Raw genomic sequence first — 16,003 nt, 5'->3', positions numbered from 1 at the left:
CCCTGTTACACACCGCCCGCAATCGTCATTCGCACGTAGGGCCGGGAGGCGAGGGTGAGGGCGATCGATGTCGCGGCCAGGGCGGTGATGGTGGTGGCCGGGGTGACGTACTGGGCCAGGGCGCCTGCCAGTGCCGCGCCTATGCCCTGCCAGGTCATGCGGCCGGCCGATTCGACGCCCTGGACCTGGCCGTGGACCTCGGCGGGGGTCACGGCGAGGAGGCGTTCCTGGAGCGGGAGCGTGGCGGCGAAACCGGCGCTCGCGAGGAACACGGCGGTCGTCGCCAGGAGTAGCGGTGGGTGGAGGGCGAACAGCAGGTAGGGGGCGGCGAGGAGGAGGCGCAGCGGGAACGCGCAGCGGGCGCGGGCGGCGGGGGTGAGCAGGCGGCCCACGGTCAGGTCGCCTAGGAGCATGCCCGCGGAGCCTGCGGCCAGGAGGATTCCGGCGTGGCCGGGGGCGTAGGAGATGAACAGGGCCTCGCAGCCGACGATCAGGCCGTTGGGGACCCATAGGTTGAGCAGCAGGGCGCGCGGGCCCCCGCGGGACAGGAGGGTGCTGTTCGTGGTCCAGGTCTGGCGCAGGCCGGGGCGGCGGGGCGGGCGGATCGAGTGGTCCCGGACGGTCGCCGCGACCACGGCCAGTCCCGCGCCGGTCAGGGCCGTCGCGGTGAGGAACACCTCCTGCGGGGTCAGGTGGCGCAGGAGTGCGGCGCCCAGCGCGTAGCCGAGGACGGCCGTGCCGCCCGAGGTGATGTTCATCAGGGAACGGGCGGTGACGTACGCGGTGGCCGGCACGACCTCGGCGAGCAGGCCCATGCGGGTGCCAGTTCCGAGGGACTGGAAGAAGCCCAGGACCAGGAGGAGGGCGAAGCGGGCGGTCAGGGGGAGTCCGGGGATCGCCTGCGCGGCCACGCCCAGCAGCGAGACGCACTGGAGCGCGACGAGGGTGCGGCGGGGGCGGTTCCCGTCCGCGACCGACATCAGCGTCATCGCGCCGAGCACGGTCGCGAAGGTGGCGCCGTACATGCTCACGGCCGTCAGGAACGGGGAGCCGGTCCGCCGGTCGACCAGCGTGGCGAGCGCGAAGCCCGACAGCGTGCTCGCGGCGACCGTGAGCGTGAAACTCACGTACAGGCCGGCGAACTCCCGGTTGCGGAGCAGGGCGCGGTAGGTGGTGGGCGAGGAAGTGTCGGATGGCATGAAAAAAGCCTCCGGACGCTTCCGCCGGGGCGGGCGCCGAAGGCCGACATGTACATTCTAGCGCCCCGCGACCTCAGCCGAGACGGCGGATCGGGGTGCCGGACAGGTAGGCCTCGATGTTCTCGATCGCCTGGGTGTAGTACGTGCGGTAGTTGAGGTGGGAGACGTAACCGAGGTGGGGGGTCGCCAGGAGGCGGGGTGCGGTGCGCATCGGGTGGTCGGCGGGGAGGGGTTCCGTGTCGAAGACGTCCACCGCCGCTCCGGCGATACGGCCCTCGTGCAGTGCCGGGAGCAGTGCGTCCTGGTCGACGAGGGCCGAGCGGGAGGTGTTGATCAGGTAGGCGGTCGGCTTCATCAGGGAGAGTTCGGGGGCGGCCAGGAGGCCCCGGGTGGTGTCGCCCAGGACCAGGTGGAGCGAGACGTAGTCGGCCGTGCTGAGCAACTCCTCCTTGGAGGGAGCGAGTTCCACGCCCGCCTCGTCCGTACGCTCCTTCGTGAGGTGCGGGCTCCACGCCGTGACCTCCATGCCGAAGGCGAGCCCGACCCGCGCCACCCGGCTGCCGATCTTCCCCAGCCCGAGCAGACCGAGCCGGCGGCCGTGCAGGTCGGCGCCGACCGTCGACTGCCAAGGGCCGTTCTCGCGCAGGGCGTTGTTCTCCGTGACGAGGCCCCGGGCGAGTCCGAGCAGCAGCGCCCAGGTCAGCTCCACCGGCGGGGTGGGGAAGCTCTGGGTGCCGGACACCGTGACACCGTGCCGCTCGGCGGCCGCGTAGTCGATGACCGAGTTGCGCATGCCGGACGCGACGATCAGCCTCAGCCGGGGGAGCCGGTCCAGCAGGGAGGCGGGGAAGGGGACACGCTCGCGCAGGGTCACCACGATGTCGAAGTCCGCGAGAGCCGCGGCCAGTTCGTCCTCATCGGTGAGGTGCTCGGTGAAGGGCGTCACCTCCACTCGGTCCCGGAGGGGGCTCCAGTCGGCGATCGTGGTGGCGACGTTCTGGAAGTCGTCGAGCACGGCACAGCGAAGCAGCACAGCAGTCCTTCCCAAGGGGCCAGTGCCTCCGCCACGGCTCGGGCGAACGCCTCCGGATTGTCCAGCATGATGGTGTGCCCGCAGTCGGGGACCGGCACCACCGACACACCCGCGGCCGTCAGCCCGTCCGCGCCGGGGAACGGGCCGTCCGCCGCACTCGCTGCAGCTGCGGGCAGTCGTGCCGCTGGGGCGATGGGGGAGGGTGGGCGCAGCGGCACCCCCTTGAGCGGGGCCGGCGCACGCCCACGCCCGTCCAGCAGGCACCCGGGGTGGCTGTTGAGCGGGGGGACGTCGCGCAGCCCGGCGCCGGCGGGGTGCCGTCGCGCCCACCCGTGCCGCCCTGCGGCACGCCTGCCCGCGGCTGGGCGGAGTGCGTAAGCCGTGCGGCGCGCGGGGTGCGGGGTGCGGAAGCCTTGCGGCGCGCGGCGCGGGCCGACTCCGCGTCGGCAAACGCATGGGAGGGGCGGGCGTAGCGTAGTGGTATGACGACGTACGGATCCTTTCCCGGCACGCGGCCCCGGCGTCTGCGTACCACCCCCGCCATGCGGCGCATGGTCGCCGAGACCCGGCTGCACCCCGCCGACCTCATCCTCCCGGCCTTCGTCCGCGAGGGCGTGAGCGAACCCGTGCCGATCGAGGCCATGCCCGGCGTCGTACAGCACACCCGCGACAGCCTGAAGAAGGCGGCGGCGGAGGCAGTGGCGGCCGGGGTCTCCGGGATCATGCTGTTCGGCGTGCCGGAGGAGTCCAAGAAGGACGCCGTCGGCACGCCCGGCACCGACCCGGACGGAATCCTCCAGGTCGCCCTGCGCGACGTACGCGCCGAGGTCGGCGACGACCTGCTCGTCATGTCCGACCTGTGCCTCGACGAGACGACGGACCACGGGCACTGCGGGGTCCTCGACGAGCAGGGCCGCGTCGACAACGACGCCACGCTCGAACGGTACGCCGAGATGGCCCAGGTCCAGGCCGACGCGGGCGCCCACATCGTCGGCCCCAGCGGGATGATGGACGGGCAGATCGGCGTCGTCCGCGACGCCCTCGACCAGATCGGCCGTGAGGACGTCGCGATCCTCGCCTACACCGCCAAGTACGCCTCCGCCTTCTACGGCCCGTTCCGAGAGGCCGTCGGCTCCTCGCTCAAGGGCGACCGCAAGACGTACCAGCAGGACCCGGCGAACGTCCGTGAGTCGATGCGCGAACTGGCGCTCGACCTGGAGGAGGGCGCCGACCTGGTGATGGTGAAGCCGGCGGGTCCCTATCTGGACATTCTCGCGCGGGTCGCGGACTCGGTGGACGTGCCGGTGGTGGCGTACCAGATCTCCGGTGAGTACTCGATGATCGAGGCCGCCGCCGAGAAGGGGTGGATCGACCGGGACCGGGCGATCCACGAAGCGCTGACCGGCATCAAGCGGGCCGGGGCGCGCAACATCCTCACCTACTGGGCCACCGAAGTGGCCCAGAGGCTGGGTGCCGCTCAGTAGGTGCGGCGGGCTCAGTAGGTGAGTGCGTCGGCCATCGACTGCTGCCAGTACGTCACCGCCATGCTGCTGTCGTAGTACACACCGTCCGCCGGCAGGCCGGGGACGGCCGACGGGCCGCCGTCGCTGTTCGGGGTCCTGCCCTGGAAGGCGACGGTGAGCTTGTGGGCGGTGTCGCCGCCGTCGCCGCTGCCGTCGGCGGCCGACAGCAGCACACCCGCGTACGCCGTCTCGCCCGGTGCGAGGGTGACCACGGCCTGCGGCTTCGACGCCTCGATCGGCTGCGGCACCCACTGCATCTCGTCGAACCGGAGCACCGGGTAGTAGGTGAGGTCGCAGGTCTTCGAACCCGAGTTCTTGACCGTGATCAGCATGTGGTTGACGGGGCGGGGGACCGGGCGGGCGTCGACGGTGGTGTTGGAGCCGTTGCAGGAGACGCGGTTCTCCGGGGCGTTGTCGTCCTTGTCTCCGGTGCTGGTGCCGGTGCCGGTGCCGGTGCCGGAGCCTCCGGCGCCCTTGTTTCCGCCGTTCTTGCCCCCGCCGGCCTGGGCCGGGTCGTTCGCGGTGGTGTCCTCCTTCGAGGGGGCCTTGGCGGAGTCCGACGGCGTGTCCGTGGTCGCCGACGCGCTCGGCTGGGACGTGCCGGTGCCCGCGCCTTCGTCCTCGGTGCCCGTGCCGTCCTCACAGGCGGTGAGGGCGAGGGCGGCGAGGGCGGCACCGGTGGCGGCGAACAGACGGATGCGGGACTTGCGCATGGCGAATTCCTTTGCGTCGACAAGGGGTTCGGCACTACCGCTCGACCGGTGACCGGGAGCGGCGTGCTTGGATGACCAGAGCTTGTCCGGTGATTCGTCCCGACCGCCAGGCCTGACGGACCATCCGGGACGCTGGAACGCTCGAACCACTGTTGACCTGGGGAAACGAACGTTCCCTGGAACGGTGGAATGGGATACGGGGTGGGAGGAACGGTGTCGCGGGACACGGCAGCGGCGGAGTTCGCCGCGCGGTTGAGGGCGCTGAAGGAACGGTCCGGGCTGAGCTACGGGGTGCTCGCCAAACGGCTCCATATGAGTACGTCGACCCTGCACCGCTACTGCAACGGCGACGCGGTACCGAACGAGTACGCCCCGGTGGAACGGCTGGCCCGGCTGTGCAAGGCCGGCCCCGAGGAACTGGTCGCACTGCACCGGAGCTGGGTGCTGGCGGACGCGGTACGGGGGCGGAAGGGGGCGCCCGCGCCTGCGCCTGCCGGCGAGCCGGGGGCGGATGCGGCGGCCGGGGGGCGGGAAGCGGGCGGCGCCCCTTCGGCAGGCGACCCTTCGGCGGACGGACAGTGGGCATCCGGGCAGGCGGACGCCGAGCGCGTGGAGGGGGTGAGCCGGGAGGCGGGCCCCCCGGATTCGGCGACCGAGGGGACTTCCGGTTCGGGAACCCCGAGGTCGGGGACTCCGGCCCCTGGGCCCTCGAGGGCCGGAGCCCCGGCGGGGGAGGCTCCGGAGGTGGGGGCCTCGGGGACGGGAGCCCCGGTGGGGGAGGTCTCAGAGGCGGGGACTCCGAGGTCGGGGACTCCGGCCCCCGGGCCCTCAAGGGTTGGAGCCCCGGTGGGGGAGGCTCCGGAGGTGGGAGCCCCGGCGGGGGAGGTCTCAGAGGCGGGGGTCCCGGAGGCGGGAATCCCGGAGGTGGAGGCCCCTGGGGCGGGGGCTCCGGAGGTGGGGGCCCCGGAGGCGGGAATCCCGGTGGGGGAGGTCTCAGAGGTGGGGGCCCCGGCAGGGGAGGACGGTCCGGGCCCCGGGACCGGGGAGGACGACGGTGTCCCCGTGGTCACCGGTCCCGGGGCGGCCCGTGTCCGGCCCCGCCGTCGTACCCGTACCGCCGTCCTCGCGGGGATCGCCGTCGCCGCCGTGCTCGGCGGGGTCACGCTTGCTCTGGGGCTGCCGGACGGCGGTGGCGACGGCGGCGGAGGCGACCGGAAGGACCCGGTGGGCGCCGCGACCCTCGATGCCGGGGCGGGCCGGGACAAGGACGTCACCGCGTCCCCGTCGCCCTCCGCCTCCCCCAAGGTCTCCGCGTCCCCCTCCGCCAAGGACAAGGACGCCCCCCGCGCCCCGGCCGACCCGCCCAGCACCCCTGCGGACGACGGCGACCCGGACGTCGTACCGCTGACCGTGCAGGCCGACCCGTATGTGTGGGAGAGCCCCTGCGTGCAGCGGTATCTGATCAACAGGCCCGCGGGTGAGGTCGAGCCGCCGCCCGTCGAGCAGGGCGCGCCCGCGTGGGTCAGCGCGTTCGGGGCCGTCTCCTCGGACGAACAGTATCTGCGGCTCACCGTGCAGGGGACCGGCGACGAGACGGTGGTCGTGAAGGGGCTCACCGTGCGGGTGGCGGGCAAGCGGTCGCCGCTCGCCTGGAACGACTTCGCCATGGGCTACCCCGGCGTCGGCTGCGGCGGCGGCGTGCCCACCCGTTCCTTCACCGTCGCCCTGGACGCCGCCCGGCCGGCCCTCACCCCGGAGGCCGGGCACCAGGACTTCCCGTTCAAGGTGAGCGAATCCGACCCGGAGATCTACTACATCACCGCCGACGCCTCGGCGTACGACGTCAGTTGGTACCTGGAGCTGGAGTGGTCCAGCGGCTCCCGCAGCGGCACCCTCACCGTCGACGACAAGGGGCGCCCCTTCCGCACCAGCGGCAACAACGGGCGCCCGGCGTACGAGTTCCCGCTGGGCGGCGAGGAGTGGGTCCCGGAGGGCACCACGACGCTCGAATAGCCGACCGTGCGGACCGGGCACCACCAAGTCCGGCCGCACGTTAGGTTGTTGAACATCGGCCCGACGATCGAACATCAGGGAGACACCCATGACCGGAGACGCCCTCAGTCAGGATCCCGCCGAGCTGCAGCGGCGGATCGACAGCAGCAAGGCGCATCCGGCCCGGGTCTACGACGTGTTCCTCGGCGGCAAGGACCACTACCCGGCGGACCTGTCGGCGGCGGCCGCCGGCCTCGCGGCCAACCCGCGCGGATTCCTCGACGTGCGCCACAACCGGGACTTCCTGCGCCGCGCGGTGAACACGCTGGTCACCGAGGACGGCATTCACCAGTTCCTCGACATCGGCACCGGCCTGCCCACCGCCGAGAACGTGCACCAGATCGCCCAGCGCGTCGCCCCCGACTCCCGCGTCGTCTACGTCGACAACGACCCGGTGGTGCTGACCCACGCGCGCGCCCTGCTCACCAGCGGCCCCGAGGGACGTACGGACTACATCGACGCGGACCTCAAGGACCCCGCCGTCATCCTCGAACAGGCGGCCAAGACACTGGACTTCGACCAGCCGATCGCCCTGTGCCTGGTCGCCGTCCTGCACTTCGTCGAGGACGAGCAGGCCTACCCGATCGTGCGCGAACTCGTCGACGCGCTGCCCTCCGGCAGTCGCGTGGTGCTCAGCCATCTCACCGAGGACCTCAACCCCGAGAACATCCGGGCAGTGCAACGGACGTACACCGAGCGCGGGTTCACCTTCGTGCTGCGCACCCGGGCGGACGTGGAACGGTTCTTCACCGAGAACTCCCTGGACATCCTGGACCCGGGCGTGGTCCCCGTGCACCACTGGCACCCCGACCACGCCGCTCCCGTCCCCGAGCGCCCCGAGGACTCCTACCTGGAGCGCCTCGACCCCATCGAACGGGTCCGCTACGAGGACATCAACGACGTGACCGACGCCGACATCAACGTCTACGGAGCCGTCGCCACGAAGGCCTGAGACCTCCGCCGCGGAGCGACGGACGAGCGCGGCCCGTCCCCCGGGGGGAAGGACGGGCCGCGCTCGCTTGTCGTACGCAGGGCAGTCAGAGCCGCTCGGGCGTCCTGATGCCCAGCAGGGCCATGCCCCGGTGCAGTGTGCGGGCCGTGAGGTCGCACAGGAACAGCCGGTTCTCCACCTGCTCCGGCGAATCCGCCTTCAGCACCGGGCACTTGTCGTAGAACGACGTGTACAGCGACGCCAACTGGTACAGATACGCGGCCAGTTTGTGCGGCGCGTACTCCGCCGCCGCCTCGAAGACCGTGTCCCCGAACGCGTCCAGGTGCAGTCCCAGCGCGCGCTCCGCCTCGTGCAGCCCCAGCTCCGGGTGAGCGGCGGGGCGGACCTCGCCGGCCTTGCGGAGGATGGACTGGATACGGGCGTACGCGTACTGCAGGTAGACGGACGTGTCACCGTTGAGCGAGACCATCTGGTCCAGGTCGAACTTGTAGTCCCGGTTCGGCGACGTCGACAGGTCCGCGTACTTCACGGCCCCGATACCGACCTGCGTGGCCCGCTCCTGGATCTCGTCCTCGGTGAGATCCCGCGCCTTCTCCCGCACGACCTCGGCCGCCCGCTGCACCGCCTCGTCCAGCAGGTCCTCCAGCCGTACGGTCTCACCCGCACGCGTCTTGAAGGGCTTGCCGTCCGCGCCGAGCACCGTGCCGTAGGCCATGTTGTGCGCGGTGACGTCGTCGCCGAGCCAGCCGGCCCGGCGGGCGGTCTCGAAGACCATCCTGAAGTGCAGCGACTGGCGCACGTCGACGACGTACAGCAGCGTGGTCGCGTCCAGGTCCTGGACCCGGTTGCGGATCGCGGTCAGGTCGGAGGCCGCGTAGCCGAAGCCGCCGTCGGCCTTCTGCACGATCAGCGGAACCGGCTGGTCGTCCTTGCCGCGGATCTCGTCGAAGAACACCACCAGCGCGCCCTCGGAACGCACCGCGACACCCCTCTCCTCCAGGAGCCGGGCCGTCTCGGGCATGCCGTCGTTGTACGCGGACTCGCCGACGATCTCCTCGTCGCGGATCTCCATGTCGAGCTTGTCGAAGACGGAGTTGAAGTAGACCTTCGACTCGTCAACGAACTGCTGCCACAGCTCGAGCGTCTCCTTGTCGCCGGACTGCAGGGCGACGACCCGCTTACGGGCCCGCTCCTTGAACTCCTCGTCCGCGTCGAAGACGGCGCGCGACGCCTTGTACACCCGGTTCAGGTTCGACATGGCCTGCTCGCCGTCGACGTCATCGGCCGGGGCCAGCTCGCCGGGGTGCTCGAACAGATACTGGATGAGCATGCCGAACTGGGTGCCCCAGTCGCCGATGTGATGCCGGCCGATCGTCCGCTCGCCGGTGAAGTCGAGCATGCCGCGCAGGGCGTCGCCGATGACCGCGGAGCGCAGATGGCCGACGTGCATCTCCTTCGCCACGTTCGGCTGGGCGTAGTCGATGACCGTGATGCCCGCGTCCGCCTTCAGCGGCACGCCGAGGCGGTCGCCGTCGGCCAGCCGTGCGGCGAGGTTCTCGGTGATCGCACGGTCGGCGAGGGTGATGTTGAGGAAGCCGGGGCCGGAGACCTCGACGTCCTTGATCAGGTCGTCGCCGGTGACGATGCCGCCGACCACCTGCGTGGCCAGCTCCCGCGGGTTCGCCTTCGCCTTCTTGGCTAGCGCGAGGATGCCGTTGGCCTGGAAGTCCGCCCGGTCGCTTCGTCGCAGCAGCGGGTCGGCGTCCGGCTGGGTGGCCGAGAGGGCGGACGTCAGCTGCTGGTTGACGAGATCGGTGAGCGATGTGACCGAGGCCATAGGGGTGGGTGCCGTTCTCCTCGTGGGTTCAGATAGACACGGTCAGTATCCCACGGGGGGTAAAGCCGTTTTCTCGGCCGCGGGCCGGTGGCCGGCCGTGCCCGTGACGCGGCCCGTGTCCCCTGGGGCGTTGGGGAAAGGTGCCCGGCCGCGGGACGGCGGGGGCCGGTCGCGCCCGCGCGGCGGAGCCGCATGTCGGTACGGTCCCGCGCCCCTTCGGGGCGCTGGTGAAAAGGCGTTTTCGTCGTTGCCGTCGTTGCTGGGAGAATGGGGCGGTCAGCCTTGCGACCGTATGGGCTGCTCGAGCAGAAAGAAGGACGTGCCGATCGTGGCTCAGAGCACCGAGACCACCGACTGGGTCTCCCGTTTCGCGGATGACGTCATCGAGGAGTCGGAGCGTCGGGCCCCGGGGAAACCTGTCGTCGTCGCGTCCGGGCTGTCCCCCTCCGGCCCCATCCACCTCGGCAACCTCCGCGAGGTGATGACGCCCCACCTCGTCGCCGACGAGATCCGCCGCCGCGGCCACCAGGTCCGGCACCTGATCTCCTGGGACGACTACGACCGTTACCGCAAGGTCCCGGCCGGTGTCCCCGGCGTCGACGAGTCCTGGGCCGAGCACATCGGCAAGCCCCTGACCTCCGTGCCCGCCCCGAAGGGCTCCCCCCACCCGAACTGGGCCGAGCACTTCAGGGCCGTCATGGTCGAGTCCCTCGCCGAGATGGGCGTCGAGTTCGACGGCATCAGCCAGACCGAGCAGTACACCTCCGGTGTCTACCGCGAGCAGATCCTGCACGCCATGAAGCACCGGCGGGACATCGACGCCATCCTCGAGCAGTACCGCACCAAGAAGGCCCCGGCGAAGAAGCAGCAGCAGAAGCAGGTCGACGAGGCCGAGCTGGAGGCCGCCGAGGGCTCCGGCGCCGCCGCCGAGGACGACGGCAGCTCCGGCTCCGCCGGCTACTTCCCGTACAAGCCGTACTGCGGCAACTGCGAGAAGGACCTCACCACGGTCACCGCCTACGACGACGACTCCACCGAGCTGACCTACGCCTGCACGGCCTGCGGCTTCTCGGAGACCGTCCGGCTCAGCGAGTTCAACCGCGGCAAGCTGGTCTGGAAGGTCGACTGGCCCATGCGCTGGGCCTACGAAGGCGTGATCTTCGAGCCCAGCGGCGTGGACCACTCCTCGCCCGGTTCCTCGTTCCAGGTCGGCGGCCAGATCGTCGGGATCTTCGGCGGCAAGCAGCCGATCGGGCCGATGTACGCATTCGTCGGCATCAGCGGCATGGCGAAGATGTCCTCGTCGAAGGGCGGCGTGCCCACCCCGGCCGACGCCCTGAAGATCATGGAGCCGCAGCTGCTGCGCTGGCTCTACGCCCGCCGCCGCCCCAACCAATCCTTCAAGATCGCCTTCGACCAGGAGATCCAGCGCCTCTACGACGAGTGGGACCGCCTCGACGGCAAGGTCGCCGACGGCTCCGCCCTGCCCGCCGACATCGCCGCCCACTCCCGTGCCGTACGCACCGCGAGCGGTGCGCTGCCCGGCACGCCGACCCCACTGCCGTACCGCACGCTCGCCTCGGTCGCCGACATCACCGCCGGCCACGCCGACCAGGCGCTGCGCATCCTGAGCGACCTCGACCCGGCGAACCCGCTCGGCTCGCTGGACGAGGCCCGCCCGCGCTACGACAAGGCCGAGGCCTGGATCAACACGCAGGTCCCCGCCGACCAGCGCACCATCGTCCGCGCCGAGCCCGACGCCGAACTGCTGAAGTCGCTCGACGAACGGGGACAGCAGTCGCTGCGGCTCCTCCTCGACGGGCTCGCCGGCAACTGGTCGCTCGACGGGCTCACCCACCTCGTCTACGGCGTCCCCAAGGTCCAGGCGGGCTTCTCCGCCGACGCCACGCCCAAGGAACTGCCGGCGGAGATCAAGACGGCTCAGCGGTCGTTCTTCGCCCTGCTCTACCAGCTGCTGGTCGGGCGGGACACGGGTCCGCGACTGCCCACGCTGCTGCTGGCGGTGGGCCAGGAGCGGGTGCGGGGGCTGCTCGGGGAGTAGGGCCTTCAGGTTTACGACGGAGGGGGCGTCCGGTGTCGTACCGGGCGCCCCCTCCGTCGTATCCGCTCTCAGGCGATGTGGTCCTCTTCCAGTTCCGCCGTGTGGCGGGCCTGGAAGCGTTCGGCGAGGGTCTTCAGGTCGCTCGGGTTCAGCGTCGTGCCGTAGGTCGCCTGGATGTTGTCGCCCAGGACACGGGGCGTGGGGTAGCTGCCGTCTATCGACTGACGGAACACCTGGTAGTACGCCTCCTCGTCCGGGTCGGGGGTGCCGCCGCCCTCACCCAGCTCGCGGGTGCGGCCGCCGGGTACGACGGGGATGGGGAAGCTGCCGGTCTCCTCCGGAGAGGGCTCCTGGAGCGGGGGCTCTTCCTGGTACTGGTCCTGGTACTGCTCCGCCTGCTGCTGTTCCGCGTACCAGCGGGCGTACTCCTCGTCGGGGTCGTACGTGGGGTCGTAGCCGCCCTGGTACTCGACGGTGCGGGGGTCGCGGGCGTGCAGCCACTGGTTCTGGTCCGGGGCCGTGTCCTTCGAGGCCGCGGGGTTCTGGTTGCCCTCGAGCTCCAGGCGCTGCTCGCTCTGAGGTGCGGCTGTGCCCACCTGTGCCGCCCCAGCGGCACGACTGCCCACAGCCGGGTCGATCTCCGGAACCGGCGCCGGGGGTATCAGGGCCGGCTCTATGCCTGCCGCCGCCAGGCCCGACGGGGCCGTTTCGGCCAGGGGGACGCCGTACTTGGCGAGGCGCAGGGGCATCAGGGACTCGACCGGGGCCTTGCGGCGCCACGCGCGGCCGAAACGGGAACGGAGACGGGCCTGGTACACCAGACGCTCCTGCTCCAGCTTGATCACCTGCTCGTAGGAGCGCAGCTCCCACAGCTTCATCCTGCGCCACAGCAGGAACGTCGGCACCGGGGACAGCAGCCAGCGGGTCAGCCGGACGCCCTCCATGTGCTTGTCGGCGGTGATGTCGGCGATCCGGCCGATCGCGTGCCGGGCGGCCTCCACCGACACCACGAACAGGATCGGGATCACGCCGTGCATACCCACACCCAGCGGATCCGGCCACGCCGCCGCGCCGTTGAACGCGATCGTCGCCGCCGTCAGCAGCCACGCCGTCTGCCGCAGCAGGGGGAACGGGATGCGAATCCAGGTCAGCAGCAGATCCAGGGCCAGTAGTACGCAGATACCCGCGTCGATGCCGATCGGGAAAACGTAACTGAAGTTCCCGAAGCCCTTCTGCAGCGCCAGTTCCCGCACCGCCGCGTACGAACCCGCGAACCCGATGCCGGCGATGATGACGGCACCGAAGACGACCATGCCGATGAGAACGCGATGCGTCCGGGTCAGCTGTAGTGGCGCGGCCACCCGTACTCCCCTCCCCTTGCCTGTTGTTGCGCGCAACAGAGTGGCACATGTGTGCGGTGGACGGGTGGCCGGTGCCGATTCGGAGCCGGGTCAGCTCCTGGCCGACGACTCCGAAGCGGACGCCGAAGGCTTCGCGGAGGGCGACTTCGAGGACGGCTCCGACGGCTCCGCGTCCGTCCCGTTCGCCTTCGTCACCGAGGCCACCGCCTCCTTCGCCGCCTTCTGCGCGTCCTTCATCAGATCGTCCGCGGACGGCGTCCTGTCACCGGCGAGACCGGCACCGTTGTAGTCGACGGTGACGACCACGTTCTCCACGCGGGCCACGACCGTCTGCTGCTTGAAGGTGCCTTCCTTCTTCTTCAGGTCGTACCGCACCGCCGTCGCCTCGTCACCGGTCCCGCTCACCGGCTCCGCCTGGGAGTTCTTCGCACCCTCGGCGGACTGGGCGTCCCGCACCTGCTTGTCGTAGTACTTCTCGGCCAGCTCGTCGCCCGCACCACGCGTGGTGTCCGACTCGAAGCGCAGCAGCGACACGTTCAGCCAGCGGAACTGCGAACCCTTCACCCCGTTGTTGTCCAGGCTGCTCCAGGAGCAACTGCCCCGGGTGGAGACGTCGTCCGAGGAGCCCTCCTTGCCCTTTTTCGCCTTCGGCGCCAGATCGTCCAGGGTCTTCTCGGCCAGCACCGCGCACGGCTCCGGAAGCCTGCTGTACGCCGCCGCCCGCACGGTCGGGGACGGGCTCGCCGACTTCGAGGCCGACGCGGAGGCGGCCTTGTCCTTGCCGTCGCCGGAGCCGGAGTCCGAGGAGCAGCCGGCGGCGACCAGGGGGACGGCGACCGCGCAGACAAGGACGCGGGTGAAACGCTTCGCCTGCTTGTTACGCGGGTCTCGCTGTACTCGTCGCTGCATGGTTCCTTCACTCATGACGCTCGTGTTCCCTGCGGTCAAAACGGGGTCCGAGGGGTCACCGTACGCGGTGAGCCACCCGAGCGGCCCACCTTCGGGTGCTTTGCGAGCGGGGGTGAAGGAGCCGTGAACCGGGCTCAGCCGCCCAGCGAGTCGGCCAGCTCGGCGGCCAGTTTCCTTGCCCTGTCCTGCAGTTCCTTGCTGTCCGGGACGACGCCGACGGTCATCGGCTGCTCCGCGTACTCGATCGTCACGATCACATTGGACGTGCGGAACGCCACAGTCACCGTGCGCTGCTGGGCGGTCGAACCGGAGCTGTCCAGCTCGTCGTCGAGGAACGCCTCGTCGCCCAGATCCTCCAGCAGTCGCGGCTGGAGATCGGTCGGCGCAGCGGACGGCGAGGTGGCGTCCGGCGACGCGGAACCCGGCGAACTCGGGTCGGCGGAAGGGTCGGTGGACGGCGTACCGGACTCCGTGGACGTCACCGCCGGCTCCGGCAGCCGCGCCGCCGACTGCTTCGTCGCGAAGAGTTCCCCGGCCTGGGCGTCGTCGCTGACCGCGTTGTCGTACGACACGACCCGCTCGAAGTCGACCAGCAGATGGTCGGTGGCCTCCGCCGACTCCACCTTCCAACGGCAGCCCACCTTGCGGTCGGTGTCGTACGTGAGCGTCGCCGCGCCCGCGTACGCCTTCTCGCGCTTGTCCAGGTCGGCCATCTGTCCGATGCCGGGCAGGAGTTGGTCGAGCGTCGCGCCGTCGACCACACCGCACGGCTCGGGCAGCGTGGCGTACCGGCCGGGCTGGGCCGCCTGCGTGGCCGTATCGGCGCTTCCCGGGTTGGAGTTGTCCGACTGACCGCCGTCGTCCGGGCTGCCGGTGCAGCCGGTCAGGACGGCCGCCAGGAGCGCGGCGACGCCGGATACGTACGCCTTGCGCTGCACGTTCGGGCTCCTCTCGACGGTGGGGAGCGGGCCGGTGCCCGCCGGTCGTACCAGTGTCCCCGCTGGTTAATCGCTTGCCGCACGGGGGCGTCCCCTGCAGACAATGTGTATCGCACGCACTGCCGTGGACGCCGGTCCGTCATCCCTTTTCATCGACCTTGGCGCCGGTTTTGCGGTTCATGACTTCTGATGGCTTACGGGGGAATGGGGACGTTATGTCGTACGTGGAACTGCCGGGTGCGAAGGTGCCGATCCGGATGTGGACGGATCCGGCGACGGTGGAGGAGGGCGCGCTCCAGCAGTTGCGCAATGTCGCCACCCTGCCGTGGATCAAGGGCCTGGCGGTCATGCCGGACGTGCACTACGGCAAGGGCGCCACGGTCGGCTCGGTCATCGCGATGCGGGGTGCGGTGTGTCCGGCGGCGGTGGGCGTGGACATCGGCTGCGGCATGTCCGCGGTGAAGACGTCCCTGACGGCCAACGACCTCCCGGGCGACCTGTCCCGCCTCCGCTCGAAGATCGAGCAGGCGATCCCCGTCGGCCGGGGCATGCACGACGACCCGGTCGACCCGGCCCGCTTCCACGCCTTCGCGACGGCCGGCTGGGACGACTTCTGGGGCCGCTTCGACGGGGTCGCGGACGCGGTGAAGTTCCGGGAGGAGCGGGCGACCAAGCAGATGGGAACGCTGGGATCCGGAAATCATTTCATAGAAGTTTGTGTCGACACGTCCGATTCCGTCTGGCTGATGCTGCACTCCGGTTCCCGCAACATCGGCAAGGAACTGGCCGAGCACCACATCGGCATCGCGCAGAAGCTCCCGCACAACCAGGGTCTGGTCGACCGCGATCTCGCCGTCTTCATCGCGGACACCCCGCAGATGGCGGCGTACCGCAACGACCTGTTCTGGGCGCAGGAGTACGCGAAGCGCAACCGCTCGATCATGATGGCGCTCCTGAAGGACGTGATCCGCAAGGAGTTCAAGAAGGCCAGGCCGACCTTCGAGCAGGAGATCAGCGCGCACCACAACTACGTGGCCGAGGAGCGCTACGACGGCATGGACCTGCTGGTGACCCGCAAGGGCGCGATCCGCGCGGGCTCCGGCGACTACGGGATCATCCCGGGCTCCATGGGCACGGGTTCGTACATCGTCAAGGGTCTCGGGAACGCCGCGTCCTTCAACTCGGCGTCGCACGGCGCGGGTCGGCGGATGAGCCGCAACGCGGCGAAGCGGCGCTTCTCGACGAAGGACCTGGAGGAGCAGACACGGGGCGTGGAGTGCCGTAAGGACTCCGGCGTCGTGGACGAGATCCCGGGCGCCTACAAGCCGATCGAGCAGGTCATCGACCAGCAGCGGGACCTCGTCGAGGTCGTCGCGAAGCTGAAGCAGGTCGTCTGCGTGAAGGGCTGACGCGACGGTGAAACT

Annotated in this window: 12 protein-coding genes and 2 pseudogenes; 6 read left to right on the top strand and 8 right to left on the bottom strand. The window is 70.7% G+C overall.

Features of this window, described 5'->3' with window-relative positions:
* Positions 1 to 5: 5 nt before the first annotated feature.
* The 3 genes and pseudogenes from ACGFR9_RS31005 to ACGFR9_RS30995 all read right to left on the bottom strand — a co-directional run.
* Entirely contained in the window at positions 6 to 1,199 is a 1,194-nt protein-coding gene (locus ACGFR9_RS31005; protein WP_393215060.1) for a hypothetical protein, read from the bottom strand.
* 73 nt (positions 1,200 to 1,272) lie between these two features.
* Complete coding sequence (locus ACGFR9_RS31000) at positions 1,273 to 2,232, bottom strand: D-2-hydroxyacid dehydrogenase family protein (RefSeq protein ID WP_393215057.1); 960 nt, start codon at positions 2,230 to 2,232, stop codon at positions 1,273 to 1,275.
* 17 nt (positions 2,233 to 2,249) lie between these two features.
* Positions 2,250 to 2,384: pseudogene (locus tag ACGFR9_RS30995) on the bottom strand (alpha/beta fold hydrolase); the annotation flags it as partial.
* A gap of 330 nt (positions 2,385 to 2,714) precedes the next feature.
* Here ACGFR9_RS30995 and hemB point away from each other — a divergent pair.
* Positions 2,715 to 3,716, top strand: a complete 1,002-nt coding sequence (gene hemB / locus ACGFR9_RS30990) for a porphobilinogen synthase (RefSeq protein ID WP_393215055.1) — start codon at positions 2,715 to 2,717, stop codon at positions 3,714 to 3,716.
* Between the two features lie 11 nt (positions 3,717 to 3,727).
* On the opposite strand, the gene ACGFR9_RS30985 is transcribed toward hemB, so the two are convergent.
* Entirely contained in the window at positions 3,728 to 4,468 is a 741-nt protein-coding gene (locus tag ACGFR9_RS30985) for a DUF4232 domain-containing protein (protein WP_393215052.1), read from the bottom strand.
* A gap of 189 nt (positions 4,469 to 4,657) precedes the next feature.
* On the opposite strand from ACGFR9_RS30985, the pseudogene ACGFR9_RS30980 reads away from it, so the two are divergent.
* From ACGFR9_RS30980 to ACGFR9_RS30970, 3 genes and pseudogenes are all read left to right on the top strand, one after another.
* Positions 4,658 to 4,837 (top strand): annotated as a pseudogene (locus ACGFR9_RS30980) (helix-turn-helix domain-containing protein); the annotation flags it as partial.
* A 693-nt stretch (positions 4,838 to 5,530) separates the two neighbouring features.
* Positions 5,531 to 6,481 (top strand): hypothetical protein, encoded by a 951-nt coding sequence (locus ACGFR9_RS30975; RefSeq protein ID WP_393215154.1) that lies wholly within the window; start codon positions 5,531 to 5,533, stop codon positions 6,479 to 6,481.
* Between the two features lie 88 nt (positions 6,482 to 6,569).
* A complete protein-coding gene (locus ACGFR9_RS30970; RefSeq protein ID WP_393215049.1) occupies positions 6,570 to 7,472 on the top strand; it encodes an SAM-dependent methyltransferase in 903 nt (300 codons plus the stop codon).
* 85 nt (positions 7,473 to 7,557) lie between these two features.
* Here the strand turns inward: ACGFR9_RS30970 and argS are convergent, their stop codons facing one another.
* Positions 7,558 to 9,309, bottom strand: coding sequence for an arginine--tRNA ligase (gene argS, locus ACGFR9_RS30965; protein ID WP_393215047.1), 1,752 nt, complete (start codon positions 9,307 to 9,309; stop codon positions 7,558 to 7,560).
* 319 nt (positions 9,310 to 9,628) lie between these two features.
* Here argS and lysS point away from each other — a divergent pair, with 319 nt between their 5' ends.
* Positions 9,629 to 11,371: a lysine--tRNA ligase gene (gene lysS, locus ACGFR9_RS30960; RefSeq protein WP_393215044.1), complete on the top strand. Its 1,743-nt coding sequence runs from the start codon at positions 9,629 to 9,631 to the stop codon at positions 11,369 to 11,371.
* Between the two features lie 68 nt (positions 11,372 to 11,439).
* On the opposite strand, the gene ACGFR9_RS30955 is transcribed toward lysS, so the two are convergent.
* The 3 genes from ACGFR9_RS30955 to ACGFR9_RS30945 form a co-directional block, all read right to left on the bottom strand.
* Positions 11,440 to 12,732, bottom strand: a complete 1,293-nt coding sequence (locus ACGFR9_RS30955; RefSeq protein WP_393215041.1) for a DUF2637 domain-containing protein — start codon at positions 12,730 to 12,732, stop codon at positions 11,440 to 11,442.
* Between the two features lie 90 nt (positions 12,733 to 12,822).
* Positions 12,823 to 13,656, bottom strand: a complete 834-nt coding sequence (locus ACGFR9_RS30950) for a DUF3558 family protein (protein ID WP_393215038.1) — start codon at positions 13,654 to 13,656, stop codon at positions 12,823 to 12,825.
* Between the two features lie 119 nt (positions 13,657 to 13,775).
* On the bottom strand, positions 13,776 to 14,579 hold the full coding sequence (locus tag ACGFR9_RS30945; protein ID WP_393215035.1) for a DUF3558 domain-containing protein: 804 nt from the start codon (positions 14,577 to 14,579) through the stop codon (positions 13,776 to 13,778).
* 215 nt (positions 14,580 to 14,794) lie between these two features.
* On the opposite strand from ACGFR9_RS30945, the gene ACGFR9_RS30940 reads away from it, so the two are divergent.
* On the top strand, positions 14,795 to 15,988 hold the full coding sequence (locus ACGFR9_RS30940; RefSeq protein ID WP_393215032.1) for an RtcB family protein: 1,194 nt from the start codon (positions 14,795 to 14,797) through the stop codon (positions 15,986 to 15,988).
* The last annotated feature ends 15 nt before the right edge of the window (positions 15,989 to 16,003 follow it).

It is taken from the genome of Streptomyces sp. NPDC048584 (genome assembly GCF_043199595.1).
Taxonomy (GTDB): Bacteria; Actinomycetota; Actinomycetes; order Streptomycetales; family Streptomycetaceae; genus Streptomyces; species Streptomyces edwardsiae.
Note: the sequence above shows the minus strand (reverse complement) of the source record. Positions and strands in the feature narration are given on the sequence as shown.

Coding starts and splice junctions, on each gene's coding strand:
- ACGFR9_RS31005 (WP_393215060.1), bottom strand. CDS start 1,199: ATGCCATCCGACACTTCCTCGCCCACCACCTACCGCGCCCTGCTCCGC.
- hemB (WP_393215055.1), top strand. CDS start 2,715: ATGACGACGTACGGATCCTTTCCCGGCACGCGGCCCCGGCGTCTGCGT.
- ACGFR9_RS30985 (WP_393215052.1), bottom strand. CDS start 4,468: ATGCGCAAGTCCCGCATCCGTCTGTTCGCCGCCACCGGTGCCGCCCTC.
- ACGFR9_RS30970 (WP_393215049.1), top strand. CDS start 6,570: ATGACCGGAGACGCCCTCAGTCAGGATCCCGCCGAGCTGCAGCGGCGG.
- argS (WP_393215047.1), bottom strand. CDS start 9,309: ATGGCCTCGGTCACATCGCTCACCGATCTCGTCAACCAGCAGCTGACG.
- ACGFR9_RS30950 (WP_393215038.1), bottom strand. CDS start 13,656: ATGAGTGAAGGAACCATGCAGCGACGAGTACAGCGAGACCCGCGTAAC.
- ACGFR9_RS30940 (WP_393215032.1), top strand. CDS start 14,795: ATGTCGTACGTGGAACTGCCGGGTGCGAAGGTGCCGATCCGGATGTGG.